Origin of the sequence: Micromonospora sp. WMMC415, assembly GCF_009707425.1 — a bacterium.
In the GTDB taxonomy this organism is placed as follows: Bacteria; Actinomycetota; Actinomycetes; order Mycobacteriales; family Micromonosporaceae; genus Micromonospora.
In genome coordinates this window covers 1,269,283-1,282,889 of the sequence record NZ_CP046104.1, presented here as the reverse complement: position 1 = coordinate 1,282,889, position 13,607 = coordinate 1,269,283, and the positions used below count along the sequence as shown (strand labels likewise).

Below are 13,607 nucleotides of genomic sequence, written 5' to 3'. Positions count from 1 at the left end.
GGGACGGTGACGGCCCCTGAACGAGGGATGAACTGATGTCGATCCGCTGGCGGGACGCGATGGACCGGGCGCTCTACGGCCCGGGCGGCTTCTTCGTCTCCGGCTCCGGCCCGGCCGACCACTTCCGCACCAGCGTGCACGCCTCGCCGACGTTCGCCTCGGCCCTGCTGCGCCTGATCAACCAGGTCGACGCGGCCCTCGGTCATCCCCCGGTGCTCGACGTCGTCGACGTCGGGGCGGGCCGCGGTGAACTCGTGCGTTCCCTCGCGGCGTCGGTCACGGCCGAGGTTTCCGCGCCGGTTCCGCTGGCCCAGCGGGTACGGTTCACCGCCGTCGAACTCGCCCCGCGCCCCGCGGACCTGCCCACGCGGATCAGGTGGGTGGACGAGATGCCCTCCGGGATCACCGGGGTGCTCCTGGCCACCGAATGGCTCGACAACGTCCCCCTGGACCTGGCGGTGCCCGCCTCAGACGGTTGGCACTACCTCCTGGTGGACCCCACCACCGGCGAGGAAACCCTGGGTGACCCGGTGCGCCCTGAAGACGCCAACTGGCTGACCACCTGGTGGCCCCTCCGCACCCCCGCACCGTTGATCAAAAAGTTTTCGGCATCGAGCGACCTCGGATCGGACGAAAACCTCTTGATCAACGGGGTTGGGGGGCGGGCCGAGATCGGCCGGAGCAGGGATGAGGCGTGGGGGGAGGTGCTGCGCCACGTCGACCGGGGACTGGCCGTGGCGGTGGACTACGGGCACCTGCGGGACGGGCGGCCCGTCGACGGCACGCTGACCGGGTACCGGGGTGGGCGGCAGGTTCGTCCGGTGCCCGACGGGTCGTGTGATGTCACCGCGCACGTCGCCATGGACTCGGTCGCCTCCACCGGTGAGCGGGTCGCGCGGTGTGCGTACTTCCTGGTTTCGCAGCGGGAGGCGCTGCGGGCGCTCGGGGCCGACGGCGCCCGCCCGGCGCTGAGCCTGGCCGTCGGCGACCCCACGGGGTACGTGCGGGCGCTGGCCGCCGCGTCGGCGGTGGCCGAGCTGACCGACCCGGCCGGCCTCGGCGGGCACTGGTGGCTGCTGCAACCGGTCGGCGTCACCCTCGACCCGCTCGTGGCACGATGACGGGCATGACCACGGACGCCGACCTCCGCGAACTGACCGTCGGCACCGGCGCCGGCGGGGAGCAGCTCGGCACCGACATGGTGCTCAACATCGGGCCGCAGCACCCCTCGACGCACGGAGTGCTCCGGCTGCGGCTGGTGCTCGACGGCGAACGCGTGGTGAGCGCCGAGGCGATCGTCGGGTACATGCACCGGGGCGCGGAGAAGCTGTTCGAGGTCCGCGACTACCGGCAGATCATCGTGCTGGCGAACCGGCACGACTGGCTGTCGGCCTTCTCGAACGAGCTGGGCGTGGTGCTGGCCGTCGAACGGATGATGGGCATGGAGGTGCCGGAGCGGGCCACTTGGCTGCGGATGGCGCTCGCCGAGCTGAACCGGGTGCTCAACCACCTGATGTTCCTCGGGTCGTACCCGCTGGAGATCGGCGCGATCACGCCGATGTTCTACGCGTTCCGGGAACGGGAGACCCTCCAGGCGGTGATGGAGGAGGTCTCCGGCGGGCGGGTCCACTACATGTACAACCGGGTCGGCGGGCTCAAGGAGGAGGTGCCGGCCGGCTGGACCGGCCGGGCCCGGGCCGCCGTCGGCGAGGTACGGCGACGGATGCCGGACATCGACCACCTGATCCGGCGCAACGAGATCTTCCTGGCCCGCACCGTCGGTGTGGGCGTGCTGTCCGCGGCGGACGCCGCCGCGTTCGGCGCGTCCGGGCCGGTCGCGCGGGCCTCCGGGCTCGACCTGGACCTGCGGCGCGACGAGCCGTACCTGGCGTACGACCAGCTCGACGTGCCGGTGGTGACGAAGACGGCCGGTGACTGCCACGCCCGCTTCGAGGTGCTGCTCGACCAGGTGTACGCGTCACTCGACCTCGCCGAGCAGTGCCTGGACCGGGTGGACCGGCTCACCGGCCCGGTGAACACGCGGCTGCCGAAGGTGCTCAAGGCGCCCGAGGGGCACACCTACGCCTGGACCGAGAACCCGCTCGGCATCAACGGCTACTACCTGGTGTCGCGCGGTGAGAAGACGCCGTGGCGGCTCAAGCTGCGCACCGCCTCGTACGCCAACGTGCAGGCGCTGGCCACGCTGCTGCCCGGCTGCCTGGTCCCGGACCTGATCGCCATCCTCGGCTCGATGTTCTTCGTGGTCGGCGACATCGACAAGTAGCCGGGCCGGGGCGCCTTTCGTCCGCCGTCAGCGCCAGTGGTCCGTCGGGCGGGGGCCGCCCGCACGGTGCCCGTCGTCCTGGTGCGGGTAACCGTAGCGGCCGGGTTCAGGCGCCCGTTCAGGTTCCGGCTGCCGCTGCCGGGGAACCCGCCACTCGTCCGGCACCGGCACGCCACCGGCCGGCAGCGCCGCCCGGCCCTCCGGCTCGGCCCACGAGCCCCGCCACGCGTCCGCACGGTCCCGTCCCGGCTCGTCCCGGCGGACCGACGCCCACCGGTCCGCCACCCGGAACTCGGTACCCGTCTGGTCGGCGAGCACCTCGGCCCGCCGCTCGCCCATCCGCAGCTCTCGTCCCCGGTCGTCCTCGCGGACGGCTGCCCACCGGTCCCCGGCCTTGGCCTGCGACCAGTACTCGCCGTCCTCGCCTGCACCGTCCGGCCCGGTCGCCCGGCCCCGGCCGTACGCCTCGGCGGACGTGTCCCAGGACTGCTCCCCACCCCAGCCGCGGTCGTCGCGCTGCTCCGACCAGCCGCGATCGTCCCACTGCTGGCCCGGTCGGGCGGGCTCGTCGCGCTCGTCCCACCCACGCTCGTCGTGCTCGCTCCACCCGTGCTCGTCGCGCCGGCCGCGCTCGTCGTGGCCCGACCACGACCGGTCGTCCGATTGGCCGGACCAGGACCGGTCCTCACCGTCCCCGGCCCGCGACCGCTCCTCCGGGCCCGGCGACCAGCGACCGGCGTACCCGCCGTACCGGTTGCCGATCTCGCCGAGCACCGGGCCGCCGCCGTCCACGATGGTGTGCCGGGTCGTGACGTGCACCGTCTCGGTGTGCCGCACCACGCCCATCGACCGGTGGCCGGGCTGGCCGTCGTCCGCCGGCCAGGGGCCGTAGCCCGCCCGCTCGGTGCCGTAGCCGGTGCCTGAACGCTCTCCGCCGTAGGTGGTGCCGCCGGCGCTGCGCTCACCGCCGCCGTACGTGCCGCCCGAACGGTCACCGCCGCCGTAGGTGCCACCGGCGCTGCGGTCTCCCCCGCCGTACGTGCCGCCCGAACGCTCACCGCCGTAGGTGCCACCGGTGCTGCGGTCGTGGACGCCCGTCTCGGGACGGTCACCGCCGTACCCGCCGGCCGAACCGGTGCCCGGACGGTCGGCGGGGGCCGTTCGATCGCTGCCGTACACGCCGGCCGACCCGGTGGCCGGCCGGTCACCGGCGTATTCGCCGGCCGAGCCCGCCGCCGGGCGGTGGTGCGGGTGCGGGTCGGCGCGCCGGCCCGCGTACTCGCCGTCGCGCTCGGAGCCACCCCAGCCCGGCTCCTCGGCCGGCTCGTCGGCGGCACCCACCCGGGCGCGGCCCGCGCTGCCCGCATCGGCCGACCCGGCGAGGGCCGCGGTGCCGGCGTCGAGACGCCGGCGCAGGGCGCCGACCGCCTCCTGGGCCCGGTGGGCCTGGTCGAGGGCCTGGTTGCCGCGCTGGGCGGTGGCCACGATCTCCCCGCGCAGCTCCCGCCGCAGCGCCTCGATTTCTTCGCGCAGTTCCTCGCTGCCCGCGCCGCCGTCGGCCCGCATCGCGATCGACAGCCCGATCAGCACCACGGCCAGGATGGCCAGGACGGCTGCGAACCGTAGCGGGCCGTTACCGTCCGCTACGAGAAGGATCAACGCCGCCACGGGCGCGAGGGCCACACCGACCCAGAAGAGCACCGTCAGCAGCGACGGATTACGCGTGTCCGAGGTGTCGGCCGGGGCGGGCATGGCTGTGCAGCCTACCGAGAGTTGCGTCACGTGGGAACGGCCGAAAGCGCCTTCCGACCTGGTTACCCATCAGTAGATTCGCAGGTGAGGCAGGCCGGCCACCGGTGCCGCGCGGCGATCGGTGGCCGGCCCGTGTCATGCCGAGGGTGGGCGGTCAGCCGGCGGCGAGCGCCCCGTCGGAGGAGAGGACGAGGCCGACGCTGGCGGCCCCGGTCTTCAGGGCGTTCTTCGTCTGCGGGCCGGCGGCGTCGAGGGAGCTGAACGACCCGGCCTTGAAGTTGTAGACCTGCACCAGCCCGGCCTGGCACTTGGGTCGCTGCGGGCACTCCGGCGGGCCGGCCAGCACCGTGGCCTGGCCGGAGCACTTCTCGGCGAGGTCGGAGAGGGTGCGCACCGCGTACTTGTCGGCGAAGGCGCGGGTGACTGCGAACGCGTTCTGGTCCTGCGCGGACGACGGCGTGCCGAACACCAGCCCAACCTTGTCGCCGGCGGCCTTCAACGCGGCGACCGTCTTGTCCAGATCCGGCGAGGAGACCGGCGGGGCGTCCTTCCCGTTGGCCTTGGTGTTGAGGAACTCCGCCATGGTGGCCGCGTACTCCGGAACGACCTGGATCTCGCCCTTCCGCAGCGCCGGCTCGTACAGCTCCCGACTACCGATCTGCTGCACCGTCACCTGGTAGCCGGCCGCCGTCAGCGTGATCTTGTAGAGCTCGGCGAGGGTCTGGCTCTCGCTGAAGTTGGCGGCGCCGACCACGACCCGGCCGCCGGGGCCCTTCGCGATGCCGGCGGTCACGTTGTTGGCGGTGGCGAACTCGCCCGCGGCGACCGCCGGCGTCTTGCGGTCGACGTCGACGACCTTGTTGAGCTGGATCAGCTTCGGCGTGTCCAGCGCCGCGGAGACCTTGTCCAGCGCGGCGATGAGCTGCGGCGTCGCGACGTCGGCGTTGACCGCGGGGATGATGTTGTCGGTGTTCTGGAGCTTCTTGTCGTCCTCGAGGACGACAAGCTGGTCACCGGCGACCGGGGCGCAGCCGGCCCCCGAGGCGGCCTGCTCGGGCGCCTCCGTGCCGGACGAGCCGGCGTCCCCGCAACCGGTCAACAGCCCGGCCACGGTGAGCGCGCCGACCGCGCCGATCGCCAGCCGTGTGCGTGCCTGCATGTGTGCCCGCCTTCCGTGTCCCGGCGCGACCCCCTCCGGGCCGGCCGCGTGTCCGACGGGCGATCCGAGCCGCCCGCGCGTTCCACCCAACATCCTCCACGCGGGTCCGACAACTTCAGCCGGGCTTTGTCACCGGATCGTCACCCGCAGATCGGCAGCCGGCGGATTCGAGCGCACGCCGGCCGTGCCGGCCGTCACCCGCCCGCGACCGCGTCTGCCGCACGGCGGCTCGCGCGGCGGCGGCCGGTGCGCAACGGACGGGGGGTGACGAGCCGCTCGACCAGGGCCAGGAGCAGCTCGACCAGCATGGCGAGCCCCGCCACGAGCAGGCCCCCGGCGAGGATCTGGCCGCCGCCCGCGGCGATGTCGAGGCCGAACCCGGCGCGGATGATCTGCCCCAGGCCACCGCCGTTGACGAAGGAGGCCAGCGCGGCGGTCGCCACCACCTGCACGGCCGCGGTGCGGAACCCGGCGGCCAGGTACGGCACGGCGAGCGGCAGTTCGACCCGACGCAGCAGCTGCCAGCCGGAGAAACCCATCCCGCGTGCCGCGTCCCGGGCCTCCGGGTCGGCCTGGCGCACCCCGGTGTACGCGTTGGCGAGCAGCGGCGGCACCGCGAACACGGCCAGCGCCACCACCACCGCCGGCCGGCCGAAACCGAGGAAGGTGAGCGGGAGGATGGTGAGCAGGGCCAGCGTCGGGACGGCGAGCGTCAGGTTGGCGACCAGCACCACCAGCCCACCGCCGCGCCCGGTGTGCCCGAGCCAGAGCCCGATCGGCCACGCGATCAGGCAGGCAAGGGCCACCGCCGCCGCCGACATCGACAGGTGCTCGCCCAGCCGGTCCAGGATGCCGCCCGGGTTGGTCCAGTTCAGCGGGTCGTTGAGCCAGACCACCGCCGCCTCGATCGGGCTCACCGCCACCGTCCTCCCGTACCCCGGTGGGTGTTCCGCCGGGAAGCGCCGCCACCGGCCGCCCGGACCGCGCGCACCGCGGCGCTCACGCCGGGCTCCGGCGGCGCAGCCACGGGGTGAGCAGCCGGCCCACACCGGCGAGCAGCAGGTCGAGTACGAGGGCGAGCAGGACACAGAGCAGCGTCCCGGTCATGATCTGGGCCTTGTAGAAGTTGTTCTGGAAGCCGCCGAAGATGAGCTGGCCCAGCCCACCGCGCCCGACCACCACGCCCACGGTCACCAGCGCCACCGTGGACACGGTCGCCAGCCGCAGCCCGGTCAGGATGCCGGGCAGGGCGAGCGGCAGCTCGATCCGGAACAGCCGCCCCCAGCGGCCGTACCCCATGCCCTCGGCCGCCTCCCGCACCTCCGGAGGCACCTGCGCGAGCCCGGCCAGCGCGTTGCGCACGATCACCAGCAGCGCGTAGAGCGCCACCACGCCGAGCACGGTCACCGCACCGATGCCCAGGTACGGCGCGAGGAACGCGAACAGCGCCAGCGACGGGACCGTGTAGAGGACGCCGGTGACCGCCAGGATGGGACCGGCCAGCGGACGGAACCAGTACGCCGCGACCGCCAGGGGCAGCGCCACCACCACGGCGACGAGCACCGCCCGCGCGGTCAACGAGGTGTGGTCACGCAGCGCGGCGAGGATCGTGTCAGAGTTGTCCCGCACGTACTGCCAGGAGAACCACGGGTTACCCGGGTCGGCCCGGTAGCTCAGGCGGAAGGACATGTGTGGACGGTACCCCGACGGGGCGCGCCGAGGCCGGGGCCCGGGCCGCGTCGATCACGCTCGACGCGATCAGCAAGCGCTACCCGGACGGCACCGAGGCGGTCCGGGAGCTGACCCTGGACGTCGCCGCCGGTGAGCTGGTGGTGCTGATCGGCCCGTCGGGCTGCGGCAAGTCGACCGTGCTGCGGATGGTCAACCGGCTCATCGAGCCGACCGGCGGCCGGATCCTGCTCGGCGGGGAGGACGTGACGCGCGTCGACCCGGTGCGGCTGCGCCGCCGGATCGGGTACGTCATCCAGAACGTCGGCCTCTTCCCGCACCAGACCGTGAGCGCGAACGTCGCCACCGTGCCCCACCTGCTCGGCTGGCCCCGGGAACGCCGTCGCCGGCGGGTGACGGAGCTGCTCGAACTGGTCGGGCTGGACCCGGCGCAGTTCGGCCACCGCTACCCGCACGAGCTGTCCGGTGGGCAGCGGCAGCGGGTGGGCGTCGCCCGGGCGCTCGCCGCCGACCCGGTGGTGCTGCTCATGGACGAGCCGTTCTCGGCGGTCGACCCGATCGTCCGGACCCGGCTGCAGGAGGAGTTCCTGCGGTTGCAGGCCGAGGTCCGCAAGACCATCGTGCTGGTGACCCACGACCTCGACGAGGCCGTCCGGCTGGGCGATCGGATCGCGGTGCTCTCCCAGGGTGGCCGGCTGGAGCAGTACGACACGCCCGCCGCCGTCCTGGGCGCGCCGGCCACGCCGTTCGTCCGCGAGTTCGTCGGCGCCGACCGGGGGATCCGGCGGCTCGCCGTCACCCCGGTCACCCGGGAGGCGGTCGAGCCGCTGCCCACGGCGGTGGACGGGCTGCCCACGGTCCCGCTCGGCGGGTCGGCGTACGACGCGCTGGGCGTCCTGCTGACCTCCACCGCCGACCGCGTGGTCGTGACCGAGCACGACCGGCCGGTCGGCGTGCTCACCCGGGCGCGGTTGCTCGACCTGGGCCGTCCGGCGACCTGACGGCGGCCGGGGCCGGGTGCCGCCGCGTTCCCGGCGGTCGCCGTCAGGCCCGGCCGCCGAGGCTCGCCGTGCCGACGATCCAGCCGGCGAGGAAGCCGTACGTGGCGCCGGTGCCGCCGGACTGCACGGCGGTGAGCAGCGACGGGTCGGGGCCCGCGAACACGGCCAGCAGCGAGGCGAGGCCACCCGCCAGCGCGTACGCGGCCCATCCGGTGAAGAACTGGCTGGCCGAACCGGGCACCCGGGCCGCCTGGGCGGCGGGCAGCAGGTAGAGCAGGACCGCCGCGAGGGCCACCAGCAGGACGGCGCGCAGGTTCGCGGCGAACAGCCCGCCCGGCATGTCCGGGTCGTTTGACCAGGCGGGCCAGGCGAGCAGGCGGAGGAACCACCCGCCGGCGGACGAGGAGTCGGTGTGCTGCCCGGCCCACCCGACGTACGCCGGGCTGCCGCCGACGGCGACCAGGATGAGCGCGGCGGCCGCCCCGGTGCCGGCCGCCGTCCCGTACCGGCCGACGGTGCCGGTCCGGTTGGTGAGCGCCATGATCAGTTCGTTCCCGGGCGGCGGCGGGGCGCAAACCTGCCCGGCCCGGTCACCCCGGGTGCTTCATCAGGTAGTCGATGAAGGCCGCCCGCAGCAGTGGCGCCGACTCCTGGTAACCGTGACCGGTCATCTCCCGCCACAACGCCACCGCCTCGTCGACGGTCGGCCCGACGGAGTTCGGGGCACCGTCGAGAACCTCCGCCTCGTCGGCGTTCGGCAGGTGACGCAGCACCGACCAGAAGAAGCGCACGTCACGGTGCTTCCGGGCCACCGCGAACGCCTGCTCGCGCAGCTCCTCGGTGGACAGTGCGTCCAGCTCCTCGAACGACCGGCCGGTGGGGGACGTCGATGGTGTGTCGGTCATGTCGCCGAGCCTAACCGCCGAGATCACCGCCGGCCCGGTGGAACGCGGGGCCGCGTCGTCGTGCACGCCCGGCGTGGCTCACCGGTCGTCGGAGTCCCAGCGCCGGCCGGCGTCCCACTGCGGGACGTTCCACGGGTCCACCGGGTTCTCGGCGTGGTGGGCCGGTAGGGCCGGCGGCCACTCGCCGATCGGATCGGCGCGCTGCACCGCCCAGCCGCTGCTGATCCGGCCGTCCGGATCCGGGGTCACGTCCGTCGCGGACGCGCCGGGGCGCGGCCGTCCGTACGTCTCGACCAGCCGGGTGGCCACCAACCCGGCGCCGAGCGCCGCGGCACCGACCGCCCACCGGCTCACCGAGTGGCCCTCGGCCCGGAGGTCCGCCATGACGAGCGTCACCAGCGACACCGCCAGCAGCGTGCCGAAGATCCCGCCGCGGCGGCCGAAGGCGCTGGTCCCGGCGAGCAGGGAGGTGCCGACGGCCAGGACCGTCCAGTCGAGGCCGGTCACCGGGGCGACCGGTCCGGCGTTGCCGGTCGCCAGCAGGACCCCGGCCGACACGGCCAGCACGGTGGACACGATCAGCGCGGCGCCGGCCACCACACCGGCCACCACGCCTCGGCGGCGGGCCGGGTCGACGACCGGCCGGAACCGGCCGATCAGCCGGCGGACCGGCCGGAGCGCGGCGAACAGCCCGCCGAGCACCGCGACCGCCGCGAACCCGACGGCGAGGTACAGCGCGTCCCGTGTCGGGTCGTAGCCGCCCTGCGGCAGGACGGGCGCGGACCGCTGCTCGATGAACACGATCACCCCCGCGCCGGCGGCGAGGCTGGCCGCCCAGCTCGGGACGTGCAGCACCACCACCGCGAGCGCCAGGACCAGCCCGCCGAGGGCCGCCGCGACGAGGGCCGGTCCCGCGGCCGCCACCAGCCCCCGGTCCCCCTGCTCGGCCACGTGCAGGGCCGCCGCGACGGCCGCCGGCCCGATCGCCAGGTTGACGGCAGCGGTACGCAGGCTCAGCCCGGCGGCGAACACCAGCAGCCCGAGTACGACCGCGTCGACGAGCAGCCGGCGCAGGCCGTCACCCCGGAGCGTGTCCGGGGCCTCCTGCCAGAGCAGGAAGGCGACGACGGCGAGCCCCGCGAGGAGCAGCACCTCCCACCCGACGTGGACGGCGAACCGGTCCCGGCCGGGCTCGCCGTGCGCCGGGTCGTCGAAGACGTTCTCCAGCACCGAGGCGGGGATCCCGGACGCGGTGTCGGCGGACTCCCGCCCCGGTTCGTCGTACCCCATGCGCCCGCCTTCCAGGTGGCCGCCCGTCCAGGGTCCGACGCGCGGGCGGACCGGCGCGGCCGTTGCTCTCCGGTCGCAGGCACCGTACCTGTGCGGGAAGGCTGGCGAAAGCCCCTGCTCAGCGCCGGCCGGGGCGGCCCTCCCGGTCGCCGGGCTCCCGGTCCTCGTCGTCCTCCTGCTCGGGGACCCGGCACGCCCGCTCCAGCCAGAGCGCCGCGGCCACCAGGGCCAGGGAGGCCAGCAGGCCGGCGCCGGCGACGGGCCGGTCGTCCATCGCGGCGTCCGTGTTCTCCACGAACAGCCACCCGGTCAGGCCGCCGTAGAAGCCGGCGAAGATCGCACCGGCCAGCGCCGATGCCTTGGCCAGCACCACGAAACGGGCGACGAGCAGCGGATTCACCGGGTCACGACCAGGCCTCCGCTCGATGCGCCCCCGGGTGTTGACGGCGGCGTACGCCTCCAGCACGGCCAGCGCGGCCAGGGTGACCACCGGCAGCCACGGCAGGTCGGGCAGGTAGTCGTAGTAGAGGAAGCTGATCAGCAACCAGGCCACCGCGGCGGCCGCGAGACCGGCCACCACCAGCGTCGAGATCCGCGTGGGGCCCATCCGGCCGGAGCCCGAGCCACCCGGAGGTGGCGACTGCGCCTGCGTCATGCCGGACGGCTCCACTGCCTCATGCCGTCGACTCTAACGCCAGATCGGGACGGGGGCGCAGTTCCAGCGCGTCCGTGGCGATCGGCTCTGCGGTGAGCAGATCGGTCAGCCAGCCGTGCCCGGGCAGGCGCCCGTACGGCTGGATGTCGATCCACGGCCGCAGCACGAACGCCCGCAGGTGTGCGCGGGGATGCGGCAGGGTCAGCTCCGGGTCGTCGCGGAGCACCGGTTCGCCGTCGCCCGTCCAGACCGCGATCACGTCCACGTCCAGGGTGCGCGGCCCGAAGCGCCGCGCGAGGTCGCGTTCGCGCCCGGCGGCGCGCTCCGCCGCCCGCGCCCGCTCCAGCCAGTCGTCCGGGGTCGCGGCCGGATCCTCCGCCAGCACCACCGCGTTCAGGTACGCGGGCTGGTCGGTGTCGCCCCACGGCGGGGTCTCGTAGACGCCGGAGACCAGCAGCACCGAATCATCCAGGGCGGTGACCGCCGACCGCAGGTGGTCGAGGCGGTCGCCGAGGTTGCTGCCGAGGGAGAGCAGGGCACGGGTCATTGGGGACGCGTCCGGGTCATCGTGACGGCCACGTCGGTGAAGGCGTGCGGCACCGGCGCCTCCGGCTTGTGCACGGTGATCGTCGCGGTGTGCACCCGGGGGTCGGCCAGGCAGACCGCGAGCAACCGGTCGGCGAGCGTCTCGATGAGGTTCACCGGCTCACCGGTGACCACCGCGACCAGCCGCTCGGCCAGCTCGCCGTAGTGGACGGTGTCGCTCACCTCGTCGGAGCGGGCGGCGGGCGCGAGGTCGAGCTCCAGGACGGCGTCGACGACGAAGTCCTGCCCCTGGGCGCGCTCGAAGTCGTACACGCCGTGCCGGCCGTGGGCCCGTAGCCCGGTCAGGGTGATCCGGTCGGTCATCGTCCTCCTCCCGGTCCGACGGCCGGGGCGGGCCGGGCGCCTCCGCCCGCGCGCTCACCGGGCGCCAGGCGGGGCGAGCCGGTCGCCCGCCAGACCGCCAGGGCGTCCACGGTGGCCCGGACGTCGTGCACCCGGACGCCCCAGGCGCCGGCCGCGACCGCGAGCAGGCTGGTGGCGACCGTCGCGTTCTCGCGGCCCCCGGTCGGCCGTGGGGTGCCGTCGGGTGCGGCCAGCAGCGTGCCCAGGTACGACTTGCGGCTGGCCGCGAAGAGCAGCGGAAAGCCCAGGTCGAGCAGCTCGGGCAGGCGGGCGCTGAGCTCCCAGTTGTGCGCCGCGGTCTTCGCGAAGCCGAGGCCCGGGTCGATGACGATGCGGTCGGCCGCCACCCCGGCCCCCAGCGCCGCCTCGACCCGCTGCGCCAGCTCGGCCCGGACGTCCGCCACGACGTCGTCGTAACGCGCCAGCTCGCGCATGGTGCGGGAGTGACCGCGCCAGTGCATGAGCACCCAGGGGCACCCGGCGTCCCGGACGACGCGGGCCATGTCCGGGTCGGCCAGCCCGCCGGAGACGTCGTTGACGACCGCGGCGCCGGCGGCGACCGCCAGGTCGGCGACCCGCGCCCGGGTGGTGTCGATGCTGACCCGCACGCCGGCGGCGGCGAGCTCGCGGATCACCGGCAGGACCCGGGCCGCCTCGGTCTCCGCGTCGACCCGGTCGGCGCCCGGCCGGGTGGACTCGCCGCCCACGTCGACCAGGTGGGCGCCGTCGGCCCGCAGCCGCACGCCGTGTGCGACGGCGGCGTCGAGGTCGGCGTACCGTCCGCCGTCGGAGAAGGAGTCCGGCGTGACGTTCAGGACGCCCATCACCACCGGGGCCGGAGCCCGTACCAGATCGGTCACGGGTAGACCGTACCGGTCCTCGCCGACCGTCCCGCGCAGCCCGGCTCGAGGGTGCTGACATGCGCGTTAGTACAGGTGTACGATCGGACGTCGGGGTCGGATCGGGCCGACTCTTCGCGGGTTGTCGCAAACAGTGGGTGGCCGTACGCTTTGGAATTGCCCAGCATCGAGATGGCGAAGCCTGGAGGGAGGGCCGAAGCGGGAAAATCCGCCCAGAGCTCACCACTCGCCGTGGTGGGTGACGAACGCGGCGTCGTGGCCGCGCGACGTGAGCACCGTTCCCGCCAGGCATGCCTACTGCACCGCCGCGGCGCCGCCGGCCGCGATATGGGGAGGTTCCAGTGATCGCCATCGAGCTGATGGAGACGGCGTCGTCCGCCGCCGCCCACGCTCTCTCCACCCTGGCGTCGACGCCACTCGCCGAGCCGGCGCCCAAGGGCATCGACACCGAGGGTGTCGTCACGTTCTTCGCCAGCAAGATCGCCCCGATCCTGCTGGCCGTGCTGGGCGTGATCTTCATCGGGCGGGCCAGCCGGGGTGAGATCTCCAAGGTCCTGACCAGTTCGGCCATCGCGATCGTCGGGCTGGCCTTCATCGCCGGTGCCGCCACCCTCTTCTTCGTCGGCGACTACCTGATCGACCTGATCTTCGAATAGGCGCGGGCACGACATGCGGCTGCGCACCGACGACGACATCTACCGGGCTCGCCTGGTCTACCTCGGGCCGCCCGGCTACACCCTTCCGGTCCATCTCCCGTACGCCCAGTACGGGCTGTTCATGCTGCTCGTTCCCCTCTACATGTTCATCCACTGGTTGTTCACGCTGCAGGTCGAACTCTTCCCGGCGTGGGAGATCGCGCTCGCCATCGTGACGACCTCGTTCGTCTTCCGGTACGTCGACCCGGACCGGCCGGCGCGCATGGTGATCCGCACCGCGCTGACCGACTGGCGGCGCACCCGGGAGCCGGCCGCCGAGCAGCGCGACCCCCGCCTGGTCGGCAGCCGGATCAGGATCCGGGAGGAACTGGCATGACCGGGCAGTGCAACGACGCGGGTGAGGCGGTC

Annotated in this window: 16 protein-coding genes; 5 read left to right on the top strand and 11 right to left on the bottom strand. The window is 74.2% G+C overall.

The annotated features are described in order from the left end of the window. The first annotated feature begins 35 nt into the window (after positions 1–35). Positions 36–1,121 (top strand): SAM-dependent methyltransferase, encoded by a 1,086-nt coding sequence (locus GKC29_RS06300; protein ID WP_155329916.1) that lies wholly within the window; start codon positions 36–38, stop codon positions 1,119–1,121. Then, positions 1,118–2,284 carry an NADH-quinone oxidoreductase subunit D gene (locus GKC29_RS06295; protein WP_196255824.1) on the top strand — a complete coding sequence of 389 codons (1,167 nt, stop codon included), beginning with the start codon at positions 1,118–1,120 and terminating at the stop codon, positions 2,282–2,284. The genes GKC29_RS06300 and GKC29_RS06295 overlap by 4 nt, the downstream gene beginning before the upstream one ends. Positions 2,285–2,311: 27 nt before the next feature. On the opposite strand, the gene GKC29_RS06290 is transcribed toward GKC29_RS06295, so the two are convergent. The 4 genes from GKC29_RS06290 to GKC29_RS06275 all read right to left on the bottom strand — a co-directional run bounded on the left by GKC29_RS06290 (position 2,312) and on the right by GKC29_RS06275 (position 6,884). Beyond that, the gene (locus GKC29_RS06290) at positions 2,312–4,036 is read right to left on the bottom strand and encodes a hypothetical protein (RefSeq protein ID WP_196255823.1); all 1,725 of its coding nucleotides are present in this window, start codon (positions 4,034–4,036) and stop codon (positions 2,312–2,314) included. A 154-nt stretch (positions 4,037–4,190) separates the two neighbouring features. Continuing rightward, positions 4,191–5,195, bottom strand: a complete 1,005-nt coding sequence (locus GKC29_RS06285) for a glycine betaine ABC transporter substrate-binding protein (RefSeq protein ID WP_155329914.1) — start codon at positions 5,193–5,195, stop codon at positions 4,191–4,193. A gap of 194 nt (positions 5,196–5,389) precedes the next feature. Continuing rightward, on the bottom strand, positions 5,390–6,112 hold the full coding sequence (locus GKC29_RS06280; protein ID WP_155329913.1) for an ABC transporter permease: 723 nt from the start codon (positions 6,110–6,112) through the stop codon (positions 5,390–5,392). Positions 6,113–6,194: 82 nt separating this feature from the next. Continuing rightward, positions 6,195–6,884, bottom strand: coding sequence for an ABC transporter permease (locus GKC29_RS06275; protein ID WP_155329912.1), 690 nt, complete (start codon positions 6,882–6,884; stop codon positions 6,195–6,197). Positions 6,885–6,886: 2 nt separating this feature from the next. Here GKC29_RS06275 and GKC29_RS06270 point away from each other — a divergent pair, with 2 nt between their 5' ends. Continuing rightward, entirely contained in the window at positions 6,887–7,885 is a 999-nt protein-coding gene (locus GKC29_RS06270; protein WP_155329911.1) for an ABC transporter ATP-binding protein, read from the top strand. Between the two features lie 43 nt (positions 7,886–7,928). Here the strand turns inward: GKC29_RS06270 and GKC29_RS06265 are convergent, their stop codons facing one another. The 7 genes from GKC29_RS06265 to folP all read right to left on the bottom strand — a co-directional run bounded on the left by GKC29_RS06265 (position 7,929) and on the right by folP (position 12,543). Next, positions 7,929–8,426, bottom strand: coding sequence for a hypothetical protein (locus GKC29_RS06265; RefSeq protein ID WP_155329910.1), 498 nt, complete (start codon positions 8,424–8,426; stop codon positions 7,929–7,931). Between the two features lie 49 nt (positions 8,427–8,475). Further along, on the bottom strand, positions 8,476–8,790 hold the full coding sequence (locus GKC29_RS06260) for a hypothetical protein (RefSeq protein ID WP_155329909.1): 315 nt from the start codon (positions 8,788–8,790) through the stop codon (positions 8,476–8,478). Between the two features lie 78 nt (positions 8,791–8,868). Continuing rightward, complete coding sequence (locus tag GKC29_RS06255) at positions 8,869–10,095, bottom strand: ABC transporter permease (RefSeq protein ID WP_155329908.1); 1,227 nt, start codon at positions 10,093–10,095, stop codon at positions 8,869–8,871. A gap of 103 nt (positions 10,096–10,198) precedes the next feature. Continuing rightward, complete coding sequence (locus GKC29_RS06250; RefSeq protein ID WP_155329907.1) at positions 10,199–10,735, bottom strand: DUF3180 domain-containing protein; 537 nt, start codon at positions 10,733–10,735, stop codon at positions 10,199–10,201. 19 nt (positions 10,736–10,754) lie between these two features. Continuing rightward, on the bottom strand, positions 10,755–11,282 hold the full coding sequence (gene folK, locus GKC29_RS06245; protein WP_155329906.1) for a 2-amino-4-hydroxy-6-hydroxymethyldihydropteridine diphosphokinase: 528 nt from the start codon (positions 11,280–11,282) through the stop codon (positions 10,755–10,757). Beyond that, entirely contained in the window at positions 11,279–11,644 is a 366-nt protein-coding gene (gene folB / locus GKC29_RS06240; protein WP_155329905.1) for a dihydroneopterin aldolase, read from the bottom strand. Before folB ends, folK begins: the two co-directional genes overlap by 4 nt. After that, entirely contained in the window at positions 11,641–12,543 is a 903-nt protein-coding gene (folP, locus tag GKC29_RS06235) for a dihydropteroate synthase (RefSeq protein WP_155329904.1), read from the bottom strand. The genes folB and folP overlap by 4 nt, the downstream gene beginning before the upstream one ends. 341 nt (positions 12,544–12,884) lie before the next feature. Between folP and GKC29_RS06230 the strand changes: the two genes are divergently transcribed. Then, on the top strand, positions 12,885–13,199 hold the full coding sequence (locus GKC29_RS06230) for a hypothetical protein (RefSeq protein WP_155329903.1): 315 nt from the start codon (positions 12,885–12,887) through the stop codon (positions 13,197–13,199). 13 nt (positions 13,200–13,212) lie between these two features. Next, a complete protein-coding gene (locus GKC29_RS06225) occupies positions 13,213–13,575 on the top strand; it encodes a hypothetical protein (protein WP_093409867.1) in 363 nt (120 codons plus the stop codon). The last annotated feature ends 32 nt before the right edge of the window (positions 13,576–13,607 follow it).

Excerpts from the sequence above, each read along its gene's own strand:
- GKC29_RS06250 (WP_155329907.1), bottom strand. The coding sequence starts at position 10,735 with ATGACGCAGGCGCAGTCGCCACCTCCGGGTGGCTCGGGCTCCGGCCGG.
- GKC29_RS06260 (WP_155329909.1), bottom strand. The coding sequence starts at position 8,790 with ATGACCGACACACCATCGACGTCCCCCACCGGCCGGTCGTTCGAGGAG.
- GKC29_RS06275 (WP_155329912.1), bottom strand. The coding sequence starts at position 6,884 with ATGTCCTTCCGCCTGAGCTACCGGGCCGACCCGGGTAACCCGTGGTTC.
- GKC29_RS06300 (WP_155329916.1), top strand. The coding sequence starts at position 36 with ATGTCGATCCGCTGGCGGGACGCGATGGACCGGGCGCTCTACGGCCCG.
- GKC29_RS06225 (WP_093409867.1), top strand. The coding sequence starts at position 13,213 with ATGCGGCTGCGCACCGACGACGACATCTACCGGGCTCGCCTGGTCTAC.
- folB (WP_155329905.1), bottom strand. The coding sequence starts at position 11,644 with ATGACCGACCGGATCACCCTGACCGGGCTACGGGCCCACGGCCGGCAC.
- GKC29_RS06290 (WP_196255823.1), bottom strand. The coding sequence starts at position 4,036 with ATGCCCGCCCCGGCCGACACCTCGGACACGCGTAATCCGTCGCTGCTG.
- GKC29_RS06265 (WP_155329910.1), bottom strand. The coding sequence starts at position 8,426 with ATGGCGCTCACCAACCGGACCGGCACCGTCGGCCGGTACGGGACGGCG.
- GKC29_RS06285 (WP_155329914.1), bottom strand. The coding sequence starts at position 5,195 with ATGCAGGCACGCACACGGCTGGCGATCGGCGCGGTCGGCGCGCTCACC.
- GKC29_RS06295 (WP_196255824.1), top strand. The coding sequence starts at position 1,118 with ATGACGGGCATGACCACGGACGCCGACCTCCGCGAACTGACCGTCGGC.
- folK (WP_155329906.1), bottom strand. The coding sequence starts at position 11,282 with ATGACCCGTGCCCTGCTCTCCCTCGGCAGCAACCTCGGCGACCGCCTC.